The 20,926-nt window shown below is 66.1% G+C and carries 18 protein-coding genes and 2 riboswitches; of the genes, 9 read left to right on the forward strand and 9 right to left on the reverse strand.

Features of this window, described 5'->3' with window-relative positions:
* The first annotated feature begins 5 nt into the window (after positions 1-5).
* The 4 genes from glmS (at position 6) to N5C28_RS18445 (ending at position 4,204) form a co-directional block, all read left to right on the forward strand.
* Entirely contained in the window at positions 6-1,841 is a 1,836-nt protein-coding gene (gene glmS / locus N5C28_RS18430; RefSeq protein WP_279824581.1) for a glutamine--fructose-6-phosphate transaminase (isomerizing), read from the forward strand.
* 5 nt (positions 1,842-1,846) lie between these two features.
* Entirely contained in the window at positions 1,847-2,182 is a 336-nt protein-coding gene (locus tag N5C28_RS18435) for a hypothetical protein (RefSeq protein ID WP_279824583.1), read from the forward strand.
* 157 nt (positions 2,183-2,339) lie between these two features.
* The gene (locus N5C28_RS18440) at positions 2,340-3,635 is read left to right on the forward strand and encodes a hypothetical protein (RefSeq protein WP_279824584.1); all 1,296 of its coding nucleotides are present in this window, start codon (positions 2,340-2,342) and stop codon (positions 3,633-3,635) included.
* Positions 3,632-4,204 carry a hypothetical protein gene (locus tag N5C28_RS18445; RefSeq protein WP_279824585.1) on the forward strand — a complete coding sequence of 191 codons (573 nt, stop codon included), beginning with the start codon at positions 3,632-3,634 and terminating at the stop codon, positions 4,202-4,204. Before N5C28_RS18440 ends, N5C28_RS18445 begins: the two co-directional genes overlap by 4 nt.
* Before the next feature lie 15 nt (positions 4,205-4,219).
* On the opposite strand, the gene cobM is transcribed toward N5C28_RS18445, so the two are convergent.
* From cobM to N5C28_RS18470, 5 genes are read right to left on the reverse strand one after another with little or no spacing between them, the layout of a single operon-like run.
* A complete protein-coding gene (gene cobM / locus N5C28_RS18450) occupies positions 4,220-4,978 on the reverse strand; it encodes a precorrin-4 C(11)-methyltransferase (RefSeq protein WP_279824586.1) in 759 nt (252 codons plus the stop codon).
* Between the two features lie 26 nt (positions 4,979-5,004).
* Complete coding sequence (locus N5C28_RS18455; protein WP_279824587.1) at positions 5,005-5,556, reverse strand: hypothetical protein; 552 nt, start codon at positions 5,554-5,556, stop codon at positions 5,005-5,007.
* 3 nt (positions 5,557-5,559) lie between these two features.
* Positions 5,560-5,994: a cobalamin biosynthesis protein gene (locus N5C28_RS18460; protein WP_279824588.1), complete on the reverse strand. Its 435-nt coding sequence runs from the start codon at positions 5,992-5,994 to the stop codon at positions 5,560-5,562.
* A complete protein-coding gene (locus tag N5C28_RS18465; protein WP_279824589.1) occupies positions 5,987-6,715 on the reverse strand; it encodes a CbtA family protein in 729 nt (242 codons plus the stop codon). The genes N5C28_RS18460 and N5C28_RS18465 overlap by 8 nt, the downstream gene beginning before the upstream one ends.
* 11 nt (positions 6,716-6,726) lie before the next feature.
* Positions 6,727-6,912: a CbtB-domain containing protein gene (locus N5C28_RS18470; RefSeq protein ID WP_279824590.1), complete on the reverse strand. Its 186-nt coding sequence runs from the start codon at positions 6,910-6,912 to the stop codon at positions 6,727-6,729.
* Positions 6,913-7,015: 103 nt separating this feature from the next.
* Positions 7,016-7,217, reverse strand: a riboswitch (cobalamin riboswitch).
* A gap of 55 nt (positions 7,218-7,272) precedes the next feature.
* Positions 7,273-7,485, forward strand: a riboswitch (cobalamin riboswitch).
* 96 nt (positions 7,486-7,581) lie between these two features.
* On the opposite strand from N5C28_RS18470, the gene cobW reads away from it, so the two are divergent.
* From cobW to cobF, 5 genes are all read left to right on the forward strand, one after another.
* Entirely contained in the window at positions 7,582-8,631 is a 1,050-nt protein-coding gene (cobW, locus tag N5C28_RS18475) for a cobalamin biosynthesis protein CobW (protein ID WP_279824591.1), read from the forward strand.
* A 90-nt stretch (positions 8,632-8,721) separates the two neighbouring features.
* Positions 8,722-12,453, forward strand: a complete 3,732-nt coding sequence (gene cobN / locus N5C28_RS18480; protein ID WP_279824592.1) for a cobaltochelatase subunit CobN — start codon at positions 8,722-8,724, stop codon at positions 12,451-12,453.
* 403 nt (positions 12,454-12,856) lie between these two features.
* Positions 12,857-13,864, forward strand: a complete 1,008-nt coding sequence (locus N5C28_RS18485; protein WP_279824594.1) for an AAA family ATPase — start codon at positions 12,857-12,859, stop codon at positions 13,862-13,864.
* The gene (locus tag N5C28_RS18490) at positions 13,846-14,544 is read left to right on the forward strand and encodes a VWA domain-containing protein (protein WP_279824603.1); all 699 of its coding nucleotides are present in this window, start codon (positions 13,846-13,848) and stop codon (positions 14,542-14,544) included. Before N5C28_RS18485 ends, N5C28_RS18490 begins: the two co-directional genes overlap by 19 nt.
* Positions 14,544-15,311, forward strand: coding sequence for a precorrin-6A synthase (deacetylating) (cobF, locus tag N5C28_RS18495; RefSeq protein ID WP_279824595.1), 768 nt, complete (start codon positions 14,544-14,546; stop codon positions 15,309-15,311). Before N5C28_RS18490 ends, cobF begins: the two co-directional genes overlap by 1 nt.
* A gap of 837 nt (positions 15,312-16,148) precedes the next feature.
* Here cobF and N5C28_RS18500 read toward each other — a convergent pair.
* The 4 genes from N5C28_RS18500 to N5C28_RS18515 all read right to left on the reverse strand — a co-directional run bounded on the left by N5C28_RS18500 (position 16,149) and on the right by N5C28_RS18515 (position 20,805).
* Positions 16,149-18,290, reverse strand: a complete 2,142-nt coding sequence (locus tag N5C28_RS18500; protein WP_279824597.1) for a TonB-dependent receptor — start codon at positions 18,288-18,290, stop codon at positions 16,149-16,151.
* Between the two features lie 233 nt (positions 18,291-18,523).
* Complete coding sequence (locus N5C28_RS18505) at positions 18,524-19,150, reverse strand: NAD(P)H-dependent oxidoreductase (protein WP_279824599.1); 627 nt, start codon at positions 19,148-19,150, stop codon at positions 18,524-18,526.
* A gap of 38 nt (positions 19,151-19,188) precedes the next feature.
* The gene (locus N5C28_RS18510; RefSeq protein WP_279824600.1) at positions 19,189-19,668 is read right to left on the reverse strand and encodes a carboxymuconolactone decarboxylase family protein; all 480 of its coding nucleotides are present in this window, start codon (positions 19,666-19,668) and stop codon (positions 19,189-19,191) included.
* 231 nt (positions 19,669-19,899) lie between these two features.
* Positions 19,900-20,805 (reverse strand): LysR substrate-binding domain-containing protein, encoded by a 906-nt coding sequence (locus N5C28_RS18515; RefSeq protein ID WP_279824601.1) that lies wholly within the window; start codon positions 20,803-20,805, stop codon positions 19,900-19,902.
* Positions 20,806-20,926 lie beyond the last annotated feature (121 nt).

Consider the following 20,926-nt stretch of genomic DNA (forward strand, 5'->3'; position numbering starts at 1 on the left):
ATCCTATGTGTGGCATCGTGGGCGCAGTCGCTGAACGTACCGTCACCCCCATCCTGGTCGAAGGCCTCAAGCGCCTGGAATACCGTGGCTACGACAGCGCCGGTGTGGCACTGCTGACCGAACAGGGTGGCCTCGACCGTCGCCGCCGCGTGGGCAAGGTCAGCGAGCTGGAAGCCGCGCTGAACGCCGAGCCCCTGGCCGGCCGCCTGGGCATCGCCCACACCCGCTGGGCCACCCACGGTGCGCCGAGCGAGCGCAATGCCCACCCGCACTTCTCCGGCGGCGACCTGGCCGTGGTGCACAACGGCATCATCGAGAACCACGAAGAGCTGCGCGCGCAGCTCAAGGGCCTGGGCTACGTCTTCACCTCTGACACCGACACCGAAGTCATCGTGCACCTTCTCGACCACAAGCTGAAAAGCCTGGGCGACCTGACCGCGGCACTCAAGGACGCCGTGAAAGAGCTGCACGGCGCTTACGGTCTGGCGGTGATCAGTGCCAAGCAGCCGGACCGCCTGGTAGCGGCCCGCAGTGGCAGCCCGCTGGTGATTGGCCTGGGTCTGGGCGAGAACTTCCTGGCATCCGACCAGTTGGCCCTGCGCCAGGTCACCGACCGCTTCATGTACCTGGAAGAAGGCGATATCGCCGAGATCCGCCGCGATGCCGTGCAGATCTGGAACCTGCAGGGCGAGCCGGTGGAGCGCGAAAGCGTGCAGTACCACGAAGGCGCCGAGGCCGCCGACAAGGGCGAGTACCGCCACTTCATGCTCAAGGAAATCCACGAGCAGCCCAAGGTCGTGCAGCGCACCCTGGAAGGCCGTCTGGGCAGCGACCACGTGCTGGTCCAGGCCTTCGGCCCCCAGGCTGCCGAGCTGTTCGCCAAGGTGCGCAACGTGCAGATCGTTGCCTGCGGCACCAGTTACCACGCCGGCATGGTGGCCCGTTACTGGCTGGAAGGCCTGGCCGGCATCCCGTGCCAGATCGAAGTGGCCAGCGAATTCCGCTACCGCAAGGTGGTGGTGCAGCCGGACACCCTGTTCGTCAGCATTTCCCAGTCCGGCGAAACCGCCGACACCCTGGCTGCCCTGCGCAATGGCAAGGAGCTGGGCTACCTGGCCAGCCTGGCCATCTGCAACGTCGGCATCAGCTCCCTGGTGCGCGAATCCGACCTGACCCTGCTGACCCAGGCCGGCCCGGAAATCGGCGTGGCGTCCACCAAGGCCTTCACCACCCAGCTGGTGGCCCTGATGCTGCTGACCCTGTCCCTCGGTCAGGTACGCGGCACCCTGGACAAGGCCCTGCAGGCGGAGCTGGTGGACGAACTGCGTCGCCTGCCGACCCGCCTGGGCGAAGCCCTGGCCATGGACAGCGTGGTGGAGAAGGTCTCCGAACTGTTCGCCGAGAAGCACCACAGCCTGTTCCTCGGCCGTGGCGCGCAGTACCCGGTGGCGATGGAAGGCGCGCTCAAGCTCAAGGAAATTTCCTACATCCACGCCGAAGCCTACCCGGCCGGCGAGCTCAAGCATGGCCCGCTGGCCCTGGTCGACGCCGACATGCCGGTGGTCACCGTGGCGCCGAACAACGAGCTGCTGGAGAAGCTCAAGTCCAACCTGCAGGAAGTGCGTGCGCGTGGCGGCGAGTTGATCGTCTTCGCCGACCAGAAGGCCGGCATGAACAACGGCGAAGGCACCCACGTGGTGAACATGCCGCACATCCATGACGCCCTGACGCCGATCCTCTACACCATCCCGCTGCAGCTGCTGTCCTACTACGTCGCCGTGCTCAAGGGCACCGACGTCGACCAGCCGCGCAACCTGGCCAAGAGCGTCACGGTCGAGTAAGCGCGATGAGTCCGGCCCTGGCACTGCTGTTCGGCAGCTGCCAGGCGGTGCTGGCCGGCGATGCGCCCTGCATCGCCTGGCTGCGTGCCGAAGGTTTCGAGTGCGAGGCGGGGCGCTGGCAGTTCTGCTTACCAGCGCTGCATGCCCTGCTGATGGAACGCCTGCCGAGCGCCGAGCGCATCGATTACCCGCATTTCATCCGCGAGTTGTACGCCAGCGACCTGAATATACGCCTGCGTGCGCTCGGTGCGGAGATCGTCATTGTCGATAACCAAGGCAAGGTCGACGCCAGCGTGTACGGGCTGTGCCGCCTGGGTGCGGCGCCCGAAGCCCTGCGCTGAGAGGCGGATCGGCTGGCGACCCCGGTGTTTTCGGTAAGTCCGAGCGGTTCACAGAAATGGCCGCCCGTGGCCGCGGGGAACGCTGAACAGCCGAGGATGCGGTTAACATGCCCGGAGCCCAGGAGTTGGGCGGCCATTATCGGTGGACATATCAAGGATGAACCTCCTGCCTTTCAAACCCTGGTGCCTGTGCGCCACTGTTGTCGCGACGTTGTTCAGCGCCGGTGTGCAGGCAAGTCCCGCGCATGGCCTGGAGATCGGTGGCTTCGGTCGTCTGGTGGAGACGAGTGAGGTCGAAGCGTTTCTCGATCGCGGGCGGCACTTCTCCTATCAGGGCAAGCAGCGCCAGCCGGTCGGTGACTGGTACCAGCGCACCTCTCGCTATTACCTGTTGGGTGATGACAAGGCGTTGCTGGTCGTCGGTGTCGGCAAGGAGAGCGCGACCCACGATTACTTCAAGCCCGGCACCCAACTGGTCCGCATTCACGAAACGGGTGTACCCCTGTCCACCTCGCTCAGCGCCTTCACCACCCTGGGCTGGCCGCAGAGCAATCCGGATTTGCGTGTATTCCCGGAAATCGACGCGGTGCTGTCCGCTGCGACGGGGGAACTGCGCACCGTTTCCGTGAGCCCCTATGGCGCCGCCGGGCTGCTGTTGGTGGCGCCGGATATGAGCCGCGTCGTTTCACGCACTGCCGATGGCGCGGTGGTGCTCATGGAGCCCGGCAAAGGGCTGGTCGGTGTGATCTGGCCTGACCCGAAAGCACTGGCCGAAGCCCGCGAGCAGGTGAGTCGCGAGCAACGGCGCCTGTCTGAAACGGGCAGGTACCAGCACGGCACCGAGCGCGGCCTCTTCGAGCCCTATGCCCGGTATAAATGGGCGCATGACCAGTTCACCTGGTACCGCAAGGACGGCCAGTGGCACCTGCGTGGTTTGGGCCAGACCACGGAGCCCGAGCCGCTATCGACGCCTTTTGCCCAGTTTTTGCGCGACTACTACGCACACCTGGTCAAGACCGGAACACCGTTGGCCTGGCGCAACTTCCGCGCCGGCCACCCGGGGGTGCGGGTCTTGCCCCATGACGATCCCCGGCTGAGGCCGCCGTGTGATTGCGGCCTGCTGTATTACCCCGGTAACCCGTTGCCCCTCGCGTTCGCGCTGGAACGGCCGCAGCCCATGCTGGGTGTGACGGTCGAGGCATTTGGGCTTTCGGGGGACAAGCTGCGGCCGCGGCTGTATACCCGCATGGCGCGGGACGCCGCGTTATCGTCGATCACGCGCCATTTCGCGACGCTAGGGTTGCGCATGCTGCGCATCAACGAGAGCCACTACTCCATCCGGGGTGGGACGGTGACGCTGTTCTTGCGGGTCTACGACACCGCTGACCCCGAGGTCGTGGCGATCGACCTGGCCAATCATGGCGCTGCCAACTGCCTGGAGTGCTTGAAATGACCGCGCTGCAGCTTTTTTCCAGGTGTTCGGTGGCCATCCTGTTGTTCGCGGTAGCGGGTTGTCGCAGTACCCATGAATACATTCCTGACATGCCCAGCGAGCAACTGGATGCCAGCCGAAGCCTGGGCAGCCTTGAGGTGCGTTACGAGCGGACGTTGAGCTATCCGCCGACGCTCTACAGCGCGTTTCGGCGCACGATCATCGAGCCTGAGATGGGCTTTGCCGGTACGCATGTATTCGCGGTGGCCTATCCGACGGCGAAGGTAGGTGAGGACTATTCATCCCTGACATTGAAAGGCGAAGCGCTGGAAGAGGGGCGCTGGCGTTTCAATATTCCCTACAAGTCTGGCTGGAAGAAGTCCCAGGATCTCCTCCTGCGTTTCGACGGAGCCAAACAGGGGTTTCTGTTCCGTTACCTGGAAGGGCAGAGCTGCCTGAACGACTATTCGGTTGAGAACCCGGGTGGCCCGCCCCTTCAGGTCAGCGTGCGGTTCAAGGAGTCGGCCTGTTTGCTGCCCTGTTCGCCGTCTCTCAGAGATCCTGCCCGCTGTTCGAACCGCTGGCGCTAGAAGGCGCTTTAGCCATCAGTCAGCCGTGGGGTCTCGATAAAGATGCCGGTGCCCGGCGTTGTACAGCGCCGAGTCGGCGAAGTCCTCGGCGTTCAGCACACGCCCCACCAGAATCAGCGCCGTGCGGCGAAAGCCCTTGGCGCTGACCTGCGCCTCGATATCGGCCAATGTGCCCAGCACCCAGTCCTGATCCGGCCAACTGGCCCTGTGGATAACTGCAATGGGGCAGTCGGCACCGTAGTGCGGCAGCAACTCGGCGACGATCTTGCCCAGGTGCGCCACCCCCAGGTGAATCGCCATGGTGGCGCCGTGGCGCGCCAGGTCAGGCAGTTGCTCGCCGGGCGGCAGCGCGGATTTGCTGCCGTAGCGGGTGAGGATCAGCGTCTGGGACACGTCGGGCAGGGTCAGCTCGCTTTCCAGCAGCGCAGCGCAGGCCGAGGTGGCGGTGACGCCGGGGATGATCTGAAAGGGGATATCCAACGCCCGCAAATGACGGATCTGCTCGCCGATCGCGCCATACAGCGACGGGTCGCCGGAGTGCACCCGGGCGACGTCCTGGCCCCGTTCATGGGCCTGCCGAATCAACGTGATGATCTCTTCCAGGTGCAGCTCGGCAGTGTTAATCACCTGCTCGGCTTGGTGACCGTCCAGCACGGCCTCGGGCACCAGGGAGCCGGCATACAGAATCACCGGGCACGTACGCACCAGGCGCTGGCCTTTGACGGTGATCAATTCCGGGTCGCCGGGGCCGGCACCGATGAAGTAGACGGTCATGGGGGGTTCCCTGAACAGGTGTAGTGCTACGGAGTGGCTTGGCGCATCAGAATCTTGGCCGTGATGATTGCCGGTTCGTTCTCGTAACCCAGTTTGGCCAGATCGATCACGTACCGGCGGATATCTTCCGGTGACCAGAAAATCCAGCCATGTTGGGCGAATACCTGCTCGATTTCAGCGCTTCTGGATTGATAGACCTTGCCAGCTGCGAGGCCCAATACGATCTCGGTAGCCTCGTTGGCCATATCGAGTGCGATCAGATCCTGCTTCAGGCGTGCAAGCACGATGCGGCGGTAGTTCTCGCAAGTGAACAGCTTGTACTTGCCTTCGGGAATGGCATGCACTTCGTTGAGGCAGGAGAGGCGCACGCCCGTCGAGTCGAGGAAAGACTTGGCCTCGAAGGCCAGCACACGATTCTGCGCAGGCTTGAACGCGAGTAGGTCAATCTCCGGCCGGGGAATGGAAGGCTTGCCGATCTGTCTTTTTTCTTCTTTGGTGAGTTTGACCTTGAAGGACTGTCTGACCCAGTAGCCTTTACCCTCCAACAGGGTTTTGATGACGCTTTCGAAGTGGTCCATCGTTCAGTCACATGTTCGCGGGGCGGATACCACCGCTAGGGCCAGGGTGGCGCTAGGGCTTTTCTGTTTGGTCATTAGTAACCGGGCTTCGCCGCCGCTCAGGCGTTCGGCCAGGGCGAGCGCGCTGGCTTCCGCGATGCCAGCACTGCCGGTGGTGCGCAGGGCGAGCTCGGAGGTTTCGCTCAGGCGCCCATGGTAACGCGCCAGCTCGGTGACGGGCACGAAGGTGATCGGCAATTGCAGGTACTCAGCCAACTGCAGCAGGCCGGGTTCTGCGGACTTGTGCTCGCTGCTGGCCAGGCCGCTCAGGTGTTCGAGCGTCAGGCCTTGCAGGGTCAGCGTTCGCTGCAGCAGATCGAGCAGCTCGTCCCGTGAGCAGCCCTGGCGGCAGCCGAGCCCCGCGACATACAGGGCGCGGCCGTCTACGGGATCAGGCATGCCGTTGGGGGCGGCCGTAGAACCAGGCGGCCGCCACGCCCAGGGCGGACCAGAACACGGCGTTGGTCAGCAGCGAGGCGAGGATGAACTCACGCTCCAGCGCGGCAGGCGCCAGGCTTTCGTGCACCTCTGGGTGCGGGGCGCCGACCACGTGCGGGACCGCCAGAATCAGCACGCCGAGAATGCGCAGCACCCCGTGGCTGCCGAACGCCAACAGCGCCAGGCCTGCGGCGGTCGAGGCCGCGGCGCCGATCCACCAGTACTGGCGCAGCAGCAGGTCGGCGGCTGCGGTGCCCGGCAGTTCCGGCGGCAGGCCGGCAGACGGGGCGAGGGAGAAGGTGGTGAAACCCGCCAGGCCCCAGAGCAGGCCCTGCCACAACTGGCCGGGTGCACGCAGGGTGAACAGGCCGGCGAGCATCAGGGCGAAGCCCACGGCCACCACCAGGTTGCTCAGACCGGTGGCCAGCAGGCGCTGCCAGCCGTCCTCCGGTGCCCAGGCCTCACCGTCATGGCTATGGCCACCGGCGGTGTCGTGCTCGTGTTCATGGGCGACGGCAGCGGCGTCGTGGTTGTGTTCGACCACTTCGGCAGCGGGCTCGCTGGTTTCGAAGGTTTCCGCCTGCAGAATCAGCGGGGTGACCCACAGGCTCTGCAGCAGGGTCAGGACGATGGCGGCGAGCAGGCCGGCGAACCCGGCCGTCTGGGCGATACGCTTGAGCATGGACGAGCGCCTCAGTGGCAGGGGAAGGCCGCACTGTGGCGGGTATCGTGGGCGGCGTTGTGCAGGGCTTCGATGTGCGAGAAGCCGGCAACGAAGATCAGCGCGGCACCGAGCAGGCAACTGCCTACCGCGAGCACGATACGTTGGGACAGGGGCAGAGCAACCGCGGACGATGTGGAGAGTGTGCTGCTGGACATGGCGATCGGACCTTCTGATGACTGTTGAGCGATGCAGAAGGAACGCAGCATGAACCCGCACCAGGCAGGAGCGGGATTCCGGCGCGTACCCGCCCACCGCAGGTTGCCAAACAGGGTTACAGGCCGGTCTCCGGGCTTGCGACGACTGTCTCGAGACAGTGAGGATCAGCCTTCCCACGCCCAAGGGCGCAGTGGCTAAAACGATCCGGCATTCGCTTACCGTTGCGGGGGCAGCGTCGGATTCGCACCGACTTCCCGTTTCACCTCGCGCCGTGGCGCAAGACACCTGAAACACTTTGTAGAACATCATGAAGCCGATCAGCCGTCAACCGTGGCGATTGACCTGCCCCCGGGCACTGCGTAGCCTTCACCGGTCGAGGTTCTCCGGTACGCGCTACCGGAGCTAAGAGGGAACACGGTGCGTCAATCCGTGGCTGCCCCCGCAACTGTGAACGACGTATTGCCCTTCATTCATTGCCACTGCGCTCGCGCGGGAAGGCGAAGGGCATGGCCGGTGCCGAGGCACCCGCCGGGTCGTGAGCCAGGAGACCTGCCTCGTCCCATTTTCGTCAACCGGGCGGGGTGATCCGGTGGTATGCACTGCCAGCCTGTGGCTGCCAGCTCGTTGCCGCCTGCCCGCCGATCCCACGGACTCGACCAGGGCTTCCCATGAAAACGCTCGGCAAACTGCCTGTCACCATCATCACCGGCTTCCTCGGCGCCGGTAAGACCACCTTGCTCCGCCACATGCTGGAAAACGCCGAAGGGCGCCGTATCGCGGTGATCGTCAACGAATTCGGCGAGCTGGGCATCGACGGCGAGATCCTCAAGCAGTGCTCGATCGGGTGCACCGAGGAAGAAGCCAACGGCCGTGTCTACGAACTCGCCAACGGCTGCCTGTGCTGCACCGTGCAGGAGGAGTTCTTCCCGGTCATGCGCGACCTGGTGGCGCGCCGTGGCGACCTCGACCACATCCTCATCGAAACCAGTGGCCTGGCCCTGCCCAAGCCGCTGGTGCAGGCTTTCAACTGGCCGGAAATCCGCAACGCCTGCACCGTCGACGCGGTCATTACCGTGGTCGACAGTCCGGCGGTGATCGCCGGCACCTTCGCCGCCTTCCCGGACCAGGTGGATGCGCAGCGCAAGCAGGACCCGAACCTCGACCACGAGTCGCCGCTGCACGAGCTGTTCGCCGACCAGCTGGCCAGCGCCGATCTGGTCATCCTCAACAAGGCTGACCAACTGGACGCCGAGGCCCTGGCGGCGGTGCGTGCCGAAGTGGCGGAAGAGTTGCCGCCGTCGGTCAAGGTGGTCGAAGCCCACGGCGGCAAGCTGCCCCTGAGCGTGCTGATCGGCCTGAACAGCGAAACCGAGCTGCACATTGAAAACCGCCGCACCCACCATGACGATGAGGACGAAGACCACGATCACGAAGAGTTCGACTCGTTCCACGTGGAACTACCGGAAGCTGAAGAGGCGCGCCTGCTGGCAGCCCTGAAAGAGGCCGTCGCCAAGCACGGCATTCTGCGGGTGAAGGGCTTCGCCGCCATTCCGGGAAAACCCATGCGCCTGCTGCTGCAGGGGGTTGGCCAGCGTTTCGACAAGCACTTCGACCGTGCCTGGCAGCCCGGCGAAGCGCGCAACAGCCGCCTGGTGGTGATCGGTCAGCAGCTGGATCGCGCGGCCATCGAAGCCGAGCTGGCCGCCGCCCTGGCCTGAGTGATTGTGGGAGGGTCTTCCGCGATCAGGTCTGCTGATCCTCGCGGCTAAAAGCCCCTCCCACGATTGACCCCTGCCACGAGAACGAGCATGCACCTTCTCCGCACCCAGCCCGGCCAGCAGCTGCCGGCCGATAGCATTGCCGACCTTGGCCAGACGCCCGCCGAGCTGGTGATCCTGTGCACCGGCGATTCGCACCTGTCGCTGCTGGCCGAGGTGGCGCGCACGCTACCGGAGGACTACCCGAGCCTGCGCCTGGCCAGTCCGGCGCAGCTGAGCAATCACGCCTCGGTGGACCTGTATGTCGAGCAGGTGCTGCAGCACGCCAGGGTGATCCTGATCTCCGTGCACGGCGGCGTCAGCTACTGGCGCTACGGCATTGAGCGCCTGGTCGAGCTGGCCGAGCGCAGGGCAAAGGTCATCATGGTGCCGGGGGATGACAGTCCCGATCCGGAGCTCAGCGGCCTGAGCAACGTGGCGGAGGATGACCGTCATCGGCTCTGGCAATTCCTGCGTCAGGGCGGCGCGCAGAATGCCCGGCACCTGTTCGACTGCATCGCCAGCCGCTGGCTTCAGCGCGACTACCCGTGGGCAGAACCGCAGGCATTGCCCCGGGTCGGGGTCTACCACCCCGGCCACGCCAATCCGACCCTGACCCACTGGCAAGCGGACTGGCAGGCCGAGGCGCCGGTCGCGGCCTTGCTGTTCTACCGTAACCACGTGCAGGCGGCGAACACCGCCTTCATCGACGCCTTCTGCCAGCGCCTGCAGGCCAAGGGCCTGAACCCGCTGCCGATCGCCGTGGCCAGCCTCAAGGAGGCGGCCTGTCTGACCCAGGTGGAAGACTGGCTGGACGAAACTGGCGCCGCGTTGATCATCAACACCACTGGCTTCGCCATGTCCAACCCGGAGGCACCGGAGGCGCGCCCGTTCCGCCGCGACGTGCCGGTGTTGCAGGCCGTGTGTGCCCTGGATAACCACGACCAGTGGCAAGCCAATGCCCAGGGCCTGGGGCCGCGCGACCTGGCCATGCACATCGTGCTGCCGGAGCTGGACGGTCGGCTGATCACCCGCCCGATCAGTTTCAAGGGCCTGGCCTGGCGCAGCGAGCGCAGCCAGAGCGATGTGGTCTGTTATCACCCGCACTTGCCAGGTATGGACTTCGTCGCCGAACTGGCGCGCAACTGGGTCGAACTGACGGTAAAACCCAACGCCAGCAAACGTATCGCCCTGGTGCTCGCCAATTACCCGACCCGTGATGGCCGCATCGGCAACGGCGTCGGCCTGGACACCCCGGCGGCGGCGCTGAACATCCTCAAGGCTCTGCAACAGCAGGGCTACCCTGTGGATAACCTGCCGGACAGCGGCACCGCGCTTATCCACAGCCTGCTCGGCGGCGTGACCAACGACCTCGATAACCTGGATGCGCGGCCCTGCGCCCAGAGCCTGGCGCTGGACGAATACCGGGCGTTTTTCCACAGCCTGCCAGCGGCCAACCAGCAGGCGGTACTGGACCGCTGGGGCACCCCCGAACAAGACCCGATGTTCCGCAGTGGCCGGTTGATGGTGGCCGGCCTGCGCTTCGGCCTGACCTTCGTCGGCATTCAGCCGGCCCGGGGTTACCAGGTGGATGCCAGCGCGGTCTACCACGACCCGGACCTAGTGCCGCCGCACGGCTATCTGGCCTTCTACTGCTGGCTGCGCACGGTCTTCGGTGCCAACGCGGTGGTGCACGTCGGCAAGCACGGCAACCTGGAATGGCTGCCGGGCAAGAGCGTCGGCCTGTCCGAGCAGTGCTGGCCGGAGGCGATCCTCGGGCCGCTGCCCAACGTCTACCCCTTCATCGTCAATGACCCGGGTGAGGGCGCCCAGGCCAAGCGCCGCACCCAGGCGGTGATCATCGATCACCTGATGCCGCCGCTGACCCGCGCCGAGAGCTACGGCCTGCTGCGCGACATCGAGCGCCTGGCCGACGAGTACTACGACGCCAGCCAGCTCGACCTGCGTCGCGCCGTCGAGCTGCGCGGCGAGATCCTGGCCAAGGTGCGCGAGGCCAGCCTCGACCGCGAACTGGGTCTGCAGCTCAACGACGACGCTGACAGCTGGCTGCCGCAACTCGACGCCTACCTGTGCGACCTCAAGGAATCGCAGATTCGCGACGGCCTGCATGTGTTCGGCGAATCCCCGGCGGGGCAACTGCGCCGGGATACCCTGCTGGCGCTGCTGCGCATTCCCCGGGGCGATGGGCAGGCAGGCAATGCCAGCCTGCTGCGGGCGTTGGGCAATGACCTGGCGCTGGGTTTCGACCCCCTCGATTGCGACATGGCCACGACCTGGCAGGGGCCGCGTCCGGACGCCCTGCTGGCCGTCAATGACAGCCCCTGGCGCACCACGGGCGATACCCGCGAACGCCTGGAGCTGCTGGCGCTGCACCTGATTGATCACGTCATCGACGCACCGGGCGCCGCCAGTGCCCTGGTCCTGCAGCGCCTGCAAGAGCAGGTCGCGCCCCGGCTGGATGCCTGCGGGCCGGCCGAGATGGCGGGCCTGCTGGCTGCGCTGGACGGTCGCTTCGTCCCGTCAGGCCCCAGTGGTGCGCCGAGCCGCGGGCGGCTGGACGTGCTGCCCACCGGGCGCAACTTCTTCACCGTCGACGTGCGCAACCTGCCCACGCCGACCGCCTGGCGCATTGGCGTGCAGGCCGCCGATCGCCTGCTGGAGCGGCACCTGCAGGACCACGGCGACCACCTGCGCCAGCTCGGCCTGTCGATGTGGGGCACGGCGACCATGCGCACCGGTGGCGACGACATGGCCCAGGCCCTGGCACTGATGGGCGTGCGCCCGGTGTGGCAGGCCGGCAGCCAGCGCGTGGAGCGCTTCGAGGTGCTGCCCCTGGAGCAACTCGGTCGGCCGCGGGTCGACGTGACCCTGCGGGTGTCGGGCTTCTTCCGCGACGCCTTCAGCAACCTTATCCGCCTGTTCGACGACGCCGTGCAGGCCGTGGTCGAACTGGACGAGCCGGAAGACATGAACCCGCTGTCGGCGCGGGTCTGGCGTGAGTCGCTGACCCTCCAGGACAGCGGGCTGGACGAGCACGAGGCGCGGCTCCAGGCGGGCTGGCGGGTGTTCGGCTCCAAGCCGGGCGCCTATGGCGCGGGTGTGCAGAACGCCATCGAAGAACGCCTGTGGCAGACCCGCGAGGACCTGGCCGAGGTCTACCTCAACTGGGGCGGCTACGCCTACGGCAAGGACAGCGACGGCACGCCGGCCCGGGCGCAGTTCGCCGAGCGTCTGGAACACCTGCAGGCCGTGCTGCACAACCAGGACAACCGCGAACACGACATCCTCGATTCCAACGACTACTACCAGTTCCAGGGCGGCATGCTGGCCGCCGTGGAAACCCTGCGTGGCCTCAAGGTGGCCAGCTACCACGGCGACAACAGCCAGCCCGACACCCCGCGCATCCGCAGCCTCAAGGAAGAATTGAACCGTGTGGTGCGCGCCCGTGCGGCCAATCCCAAGTGGATCGACGGCATGAAACGCCACGGCTACAAGGGCGCCTTCGAACTGGCCGCGACCATCGACTACCTGTTCGCCTTCGACGCCACCAGTGAACTGGTCGACGACCACCAGTACGCACTGCTCACCGACGCCTACCTGCTCGACCGCGATACCCGGGACTTCATCCAGCAGCACAATCCCGGCGCCCTCAACGACATGCTCGAACGCCTGCTCGAAGCCCAGCAGCGCGGCCTGTGGGAAAACCCCGGCGAATACCGAGAGGCCATCGAAAACCTGCTGATCGACAGCGAAGAATCATGAGCCTGCGATTGCTGGTATTTCCGGATGCGATGCAACCCGTAGGGTGGGTTAGCCGCCTGCCGCGCTTTCCAATCCATACGCTGAACCTGCTGCGGCGTAACCCACCACCGGCGCAACGCGTTCCATCGCCTGGTGGGTTACGCGCCGCGCCACCGCCGCTGGTGAATTCGCCCTCGGCGTTCCGCGCCGCTAACCCACCCTACGGGACCGCGCCGCGCTCGACTATTGCGGCGACAGGTACGCAATGGGTGGGAGGCGCTTTAGCGGCGAAGGGCGCGCGGCTGAAGCCCCTCCTACGGGAGTCGCGTACGTTTACCGTGCGATCGCGCCGCCAGGCCGTTCACCGCCCGATTCCCGGTGTACATTTCTGCTATGCCTTTTTCCAACCGGACCCGTTTCGACCATGACCGAACATCACTTCCCCCTCGCCGCCGTGGTTGGCGCCGATGATCTCAAGCTGGCGCTGTGCCTGGCGGCCATCGATCCGGCCATCGGCGGTGTGCTGATCGAAGGCCCGCGCGGCATGGCCAAGTCGACCCTGGCCCGTGGCCTGGCCGACCTGCTGGCGAGCGGCACCTTCGTCACCCTGCCGCTGGGGGCGAGCGAGGAGCGCATCGTCGGCACCCTCGACCTGGATGCCGCCCTGGGCGAAGGCCGCGCGCAGTTTTCCCCAGGGCTGCTGGCCAAGGCCGACGGCGGGGTGCTCTACGTGGACGAGGTCAACCTGCTGCCGGACCACCTGGTGGACCTGCTGCTGGACGCCGCTGCCAGTGGGGTCAACCACATCGAGCGCGACGGCATCTCGCACCGCCATGCTGCGCGCTTCGTGCTGATCGGCACCATGAACAGCGAGGAGGGCGAACTGCGCCCGCAATTGCTCGACCGCTTTGGCCTCAACCTGGCCCTCGATGCCCAGCCGCAGCCGGCCCAGCGGGCCGAGATCGTGCGTCGACGCCTGGCCTTCGATGCCGACCCGCGGGCCTTTATCCAGCGTTGGCAAGAACAGCAGGATGCCTTGGGCGCCCGTTGTCAGAACGCTCGCCAGCGTCTGGCCGACATTCCCCTGGATGACGAGGCGCTGGAGCAGATCAGCCAACGCTGTTTCACCGCTGCCGTCGATGGCTTGCGCGCCGACCTGGTCTGGCTGCGTGCCGCCCGTGCCCACGCCGCCTGGCGCGGTGGCGAGCGCATCGACAATGATGACATCGAGGCCGTCGCCGACTTCGTGCTGCGCCATCGCCGTCGCCATGCTCCGCCGGCGCAACCCCCTCAATCGCCGCCGCCTGCGCAAGGCTCCGCGGCGAATGTCCAGACGCAGCCCCAGGGCGAAGGCCAATGGGGCGAGCTGCCGGCCCAGGCCCAGGCCACGGGTGAACGGCGCGAACCGCCGCGCTGGACAAAAAAGCCCTGAGCATCCGCCCGCGCCAACCCAGGGGTGCGGATGCTTCCCCAAGACCGGGTAACTTCAGCGGTGGGCGCAGTGGCGCCAGCCGCAGCGGCCGGCTGGGCGCTATCGACTGGCCGGCGAGCCTGCTCCAGGGCCGCCCACGCAGCCGCGCGGACTTGCTGCACCGCCCGCGCAGCGCGCGCCAGACCGAGCTGTGGCTGGTGGTCGTCGATGCCTCGGCCTCGACCCGCCGCCACGGCGCACTGAGCAAGGCCAAGGGCTTGCTCGCCGAGGTGTTCGAGCAGGCGCGCCGTCAGCGCGCGCGCCTGGCCCTGCTGCACGCCACCGGCCAGCAGGCGCAGTGGCTGTGGCACGGGCAGAAAGCCTCCCAGGCCCTGCAGCACTGGCTGGATGAGCTGGGCGCTGGCGGTGGCACGCCCCTGATCGATGCCGTGCAACAGGCCGCGACCTGGCAGGCGCGCCGTCAGCGCCTGCACCCGGCCGAGCATCACCGCTTGCTGGTGATCACTGACGGCCGCGTGCGCGATTGGCCGACCCTGAGCCCGAGCGCCTGCCCGACCCTGCTGGTGGACATCGAAAGCGCGCCGGTCCGCATCGGCCGTGGCCGCCAACTGGCCGCCGAACTCGGCGCCGACTATTACCCCATCGACAGCCTGGCGCCGCTCGCCGGGTGGAGAACCTGATGAAAACCCTGCTTCTGGTCGGCATCGGTGCCGGCGACCCCGACTACATCACCCAGCAGGCGATCAAGGCCCTGCGCCGCGCCGACGTGATCTTCCTGATGGACAAGGGCCCGGCCAAGCACAAGCTCAACGCGTTACGCCGGGAAATCTGCGAGCGCTTCCTCGACGGCCACACCCCGCGCTTCGCCGAAGGCCTGCAACCGGAACGCGAGCGCGAGGCCGCCGATTACCGCGGCAGCGTCGACGAGCTGAACCGCGACAAGCAGGCGGTGTTCGAGCAACTGATCGACGAGCAGATGGCCGACGGCGACGTGGCGGCCTTCATGGTCTGGGGCGACCCGTCGCTGTACGACAGCAGCATCCGCATCATCGAGACCATCGCCGTGGCCCGCGGCGACCTCGAGTACGACGTGATCCCCGGCATCACCAGCCTGCAGGCCCTTACGGCGCGCCACCGCGTCCCGCTCAACAGCATTGGCCGCGCCGTGGAAATCACCACCGGCCGCCTGCTCGCCGAGGGCTGGCCCCAGGGCGTGGACAGCGTGGCGGTGATGCTCGACGCCAAGGACACCTACCGCCGCTTCGTCGGTCAGCACCTGCACATCTACTGGGGCGCCTACGTCGGCACCGCCGACGAAATCCTCATCGCCGGCCCGCTCGACGACGTGGCCGACCGCATCGCCACCACCCGTGCCGAGGCACGGGAACGCAATGGCTGGATCATGGACAGCTATCTGTTGAGGAAAGACGGTCAGGCAGCGGAGTAAGTGGCAGGACGGTGGACAAAAACAGCGTTGTCCACCCTACGGTCTGGCCGTTGTTAAACGCCTATGTAGCTTCGTACCACCCATTCCTCATCAGCGCCTGCTGGCGAAATTCGCGCCCATTCGCCCATGAGTTCGTAAACGGCGAGTTTTTCTCCAAATACGAGTCTCCTTATGCGACTGGATGTACGGGAGGGCAATGCATAGGTGAATGCGGCATCGGTTTGGGCATCTCCCCACGCGATGACTGCCTCTGGTTGAGAGAGATCGTATTTGAGCGGTGACCTGGCTGGCTGAGATGGGCTATGTGACGGCTGTGAAGTACTCAACGAGTGTCGAATTAGCCATTCATTCGGTTGACCAGGTTCGGAGATGCGTATCCAGTCACCAATCTGTTGATAAACCCGCACCATTTCACCAAATGTCAGCCGCCTTAATCGTCGAGCGTTATGGGCAGGAGAGCTTACGGAATACGTGTCGTCATCTTGCACATACAAGCCGGACGTTGTTGAGGCTTCATGGGGTTTAGCGGGAAGCTGTGTACGCACTGGCGGTGCGGGAGCCACATAGCTGGGTGTCCCAATGCGACACGTCTTGTTCCACGAAATACAGGAGTTACCGCATGGCTGGCTGTTGCGGCAGTTTTTAGACCAGGCATCTGTGCTGAACAGGCCAAGTAAAGCCAGGGAGAGGGCGAGAGTTTTCATGGCCAATCCGTAGCGCAGTGAAAGAAGGCACTAGGCTACTACTGGATGGCACATGCGAATAGTTGGAAGTAAGTAGGGTGGAAAACCGCGAAGCGTTTTCCACCACCAGCCCACGAGCCGTGCAAAGCCCGCGTTACAACCAACTCCACGACACCCCTGTATACACCCCAAACCCTTCGCCCGGCGTGGAGCGTGCCACGTCGGCGCCGTTGTCGTTGTAGCCAGGGGTGACGGTCGCCGCATAGCGTTTGTCGGTGAGGTTGCGCAGGTCGAGCCAGGTTTGCCAGTCGTCTTTCGGCGAGGCGTAACCCAGGGTGGCGCCGAAGGTGGCGTAGGCGTCGGCGTAGTAGGAGTTGGCGTAGTCCACCGCGACCTTGGAGGCGTACTGGGTGTTGAGGCCGGCGTAGAAGCCGCTCGGGTGGTCGTAGCGTAGTTCGGCCTGGTAGTAGTGACGGGGCAGGCCCGGCAGGCGTTTGTCGCCGAACTCATCGTCGTCGCGGTAGTGGAAGTCGCTGAAAGTGTAGGCCTGTCGCAGGCTCAGGGCGCCGGCCGCGCCGCCTTGCCACAGCGGGCTGGTCAGGCCGGCTTCGATACCCTGGTGCACGGTGGGGCTGGCGTTGGATTCGGCGAAGACGTTGTTCTCGATCTCGACGGTGAGCAGCTCGTGGCGCACCTGCGCGTAGTAGTAGGCCAGGTCCCAGGTACCGATGGCCGAGTCGCCACGGGCACCAATCTCGAAGGTGGTGGCGGTCTGGTTATCCAGCGAAATCGGCGCGCGCTGGCGGGCGTTGTACGGCTGGCCAGGCGCGGCGAAGCGCAGGGGCGAACTCCAGATCATCGACCAGGCGTGCGGCGGCTCCACGGAGCGGCTGATGTTGCCGTACAGCTGCACCTCGGGGTTGAGCTGGTAGCGCAGGCCGATACGGGGCGCGTAGTCCCAGGTGCTTTCGCTGAGCTTGTCGTCGTTGGCCGGCCAGGTCACCTGCACCTCACGGCGGGTATAGATCAGCGCCAGGCCGCTGGTCAGCCACAGGTCGGGGGCCAGCTCCAGTTCGTTGCTGACATGCAGCACGTTGTCCGAGCCCAGGTGCTCGTAAGCACGCATCAGGGTGCCGGCCGGGTAGACGGTGGTGTCCACGGTCATCGGCAGGGTGGCGTTCTCCCGGGACTTGCTGCTCGGCAGGGTGGTGGTGCTACGCAAACCCACGGTGGTGGTGCTGTCCAGGCCGAACAGGGTGTGCCGGCGGGTGTAGTTCAGCGTGGCGCTGACGTCGCTGTAGTCCACGCGGATGCGGTAGGCGCTGTCGCGGTAGGCGGTTTCGGCGAAGTCCATCGGGTAGTGGTGATAGGCCAGGCCGGCCACCAGGGTCGAGTCATCATCGATCTGCCAGGTGGTCTTATTGGCGATCCAGGTGCTGCCGGGCTGGTCGCGGTGGGCGTCGATGCGCAGGTTGTTGGCGGCCGCCGCGCGCGGGTCGTGCTCGATCTGCGCCTTGGTCAGGCGACCCGGAATGTCGTGCTCGGTCTCGCGGTAGCGCAGGTAGAAACGCGTCTCCAGGCTCTCGTTGAAGCGGTAGCCGACATTGGCGGCGATGCCTTTGCCCTGGCCCGAAGAGTGATCCTGGTAGCCGTCGGTGTCGCTGTCGGTCAGGTTGATGTAGTAGTCGAAATCGCCCAGCACCTGGCCGGAGGTGATGCTGCGCTTCTGGTAGCCGCGGCTGCCCGCTTCGTAGCGCAGCTGCAGCTTGGGCGCGGTGTGGCCGGTGTGGGTGATGTAGTCGATGGCGCCGCCCAGGGCCAGCGAACCGCGGTCGAAGCCATTGGCGCCGCGCAGCACTTCGGCGCGACTTATCCACAGCGGCTCCAGCAGTTCGTAGGGCGTACCGCCAGGGCCGGTCAGCGGCAGGCCGTCGAGCATGATGTGGGTGCCGGAGGCGTGGGAGCCGGGGCCGCGATTGATGCCCGAGCCGCGCACGCTGATCTTCACCCCCTCGTTACCCGGCGATTGGGCGTAGACCCCGGGCTGGTAGGCCAGCACATCGGCGACGCCGGCCACGCGGCCTTCTTCCACCGTGGCCATGTCCACCACATTGGTGGCGCCCGGCACGCGCTTGAGCTGCTCGCGCGCGGCTTCCGTCTCGCTCAGCTGCGTGCCGCTGATCTGCACCGAATCCAGTTGCAACGGCTGCGCCGCCAGTGCGCCCTGGGCGGTCAGGCAGGCGAGCGCCAGCAGGGTGAGGCGGGCAGGCGGGAGGGAAAACGGCAGAGGCAGCATGCAAAGCTCCGTTGAGCGGACGGCGAATGTGTCTGATGGAGGCGCGCGGGGATTGGTCACCGCAGCCGGTCGCTGCGCGGGACGGACCCTGCCCTGGCGTGCAACGAGGCGCGGCTGACTGTGTATAGGACTGCGGCGGATGGCGCAAGCGAGGCGGCGCCGGAAGGGGGAAACAGCTGGGGCAGAACGGGGAATGGCCCGGCAGCTACGCGGATCTGCCGGGCCGGGGTGACTCAGGCGGCGGAGAAGAACGCGCTGATCGCGGCCTCTGCCGCTAAGCGGGCGTCGGCGGTCGCCTGTTCGCCCCTGGCGGTGCCTTCCACACAGAAGAAATGCAGGTCGTGCAGGCCAACCGTGCCCAGCGCGGCTTGCAGGTACGGGCGCAGGAAGTCTGGCTGGCGCGCTTGCTCGCCGCTGATCAGGCCACCCGAGGACACCGCCACGTACACCGGGCGGTCGCGCAGCAGGCCGACCTTGCCTTGGGGCGTGCCGTTGAAGGTCACGCGAACGCGCACCACGTGGTCGACCCAGGACTTGAGCGCCGACGGCACGGTGTAGTTGTGCATCGGCGTGGCGATCAGCAGCACGTCGGCCTCGTCGAGCTGGCGGATCAGCGCATCGGAACGCTGCAGCGTGCTGCCCGGTTCGCCCTGGGCGCTAGCGGTTGGCGTGGCCAGGGCCACGGCATAGGCGGTGTCCACATGGGGCAGGTCGTTGAGGTCGACATCCTGCAGCTCCAGGGCTCGGCCGCCGTGCTGCGCGGCCAGGCCGTCGAGCACCCGTTGTGACAGGCGCAGGCTTTCCGAGTCGGCGCCGCGCGGGCTGCTGGCGAGCCGAAGCACGCGAAGGGGAGTGGTCATGGTCATGGTCATGGCTTCCCTGAAAGTGGAGGACAGCGTCAGGCCAGGTTGGCCTTGGTCAGGCCGAACTGCTTGTCGGCGGAGCCCGGCACGTTGCGGAAGGCCACGTTGAGGCGGTTCCAGCCGTTGATGGCGACGACCATGAACGACAGGTCGGACAGCTCCTGTTCGGAGAACTGCTCGCGCACGCTGGCATAGACGGCGTCGGACACGCCGAGCGGCGACAGGCTGGTCAAGGCTTCGGTCCATTCCAGGGCGGCGCGCTCGCGCTCGGAGAACAGCGGCGATTCGCGCCAGATGGCCACGTGGTGCAGGCGCAGCTCGCGTTCACCGCGGATCTTGCCTTCCTTCACGTGCATGTCGACGCAGAAGGCGCAGCCGTTGATCTGCGAGGCGCGCAGCATCACCAGGTGGGCCAGCTCGGCCAGGAACGGCGTCTTGTTCAGCAGCATGGAAAAATCCACGTACTTGGCAGAGGCCTGGGGCGAGAGGGAGAAGTAATCGAGGCGTTGGCTCATGGGTTTTCATCCGTGTCTGGGTTGAGAAGAAACCGACGCCTCTGTGCGTGTGGCAGAACTACCTGGCCCGGTGAAGGCGACTCTACGCACCGTCGGCTCGTCCACATAGATCCAATCCGGCACATTCGGATTGGTCCACTTTTCGGTGCCGGTGAATTGGCTCATTCGGTATAGCGCAGGACCAGCAACGCCCGCCACCGGCCGACTGCAAGGCTGGCCGGCGGCGATGCCCTAGGCCATGTCGCTCTGGCTGAATTCATCGGCGAGGAAGTCGATCAGCGTGCGTACCGAGGGCAGCAGGCCGCGGCGCGACGGGAAGATCGCGTGGACGATGCCGCACTTGGGCGTCCAGCCCGGCAGCATTTCCACCAGGCGCCCGGCGGCCAGGTCGTCGCGCACGGCGACGCGCGGCAGGTGGGCAATGCCGACGCCCGCCACCGCACCGTGACACAGGGCGATCAGGTCGTCGGTGACCATGCGCGGGGTGTGGGCGATCACCTGGCGCGCGTTGTCCGGGCCCAGCAGTTCCCACTGGTAATCACGTTGCGAGCCGCCCCAGTGCAGGCTGGGCAGATTGCCCAGGTCTTCGGGCTGGAAGTTGGCCGGCAGCTGCGCCAGGAAATCCGGGTGGCCGACCAGGCACTGGGTACTGGCGCCCAGCACCTTCATCACCATGTCGGTGTTTTCCAGCGGCGGAAAGCGCACCCGCAGGGCGATGTCAAAGCCCTCGTGGAGGATGTCGACCCGGCGGTTGGTGCTCTCGATGTACAGCTCCACCAGCGGGTACTTGATCATGTAGCGGGTCAGCATCGGCCCCACCCAGTGGTTGAGCAGCGTCGTGGGGCAGGCCAGGCGCACCAGGCCGCGCGGCTCGCAGCGGTTGCGCTCGATCACTTCCGCCGCGCCTTCCGCTTCCACCCGCATAGCCACGCAGCGCTGGTAGTACGCCTGGCCGATCTCGGTGAGCGAGCAATGGCGGCTGGTGCGGTTCAGCAGGCGCACGCCGAGGCGCTCCTCCAGCTCGGTGATGCGGCGGCTGAGCTTGGACTTGGGCATGTCCAGCGCGCGGCCGGCGGCGGCGAAGCCACCGTGCTCCACCACCTGGGTGAAGTAGTAGAGGGAATTGAGGTCTTCCACTGATCGTTCTCCAAATGGAACGCTAGAGGTGATTTTTGCTATCTGGTGCATCAAGGGTGTCGAATTTAATCTTTCCCACATGCAGCGACAACTGCACGGGAAAGACCCAATCAAGCCGAAG

This window comes from Pseudomonas sp. GD03944 (genome assembly GCF_029839275.1).
In the GTDB taxonomy this organism is placed as follows: domain Bacteria; phylum Pseudomonadota; class Gammaproteobacteria; order Pseudomonadales; family Pseudomonadaceae; genus Aquipseudomonas.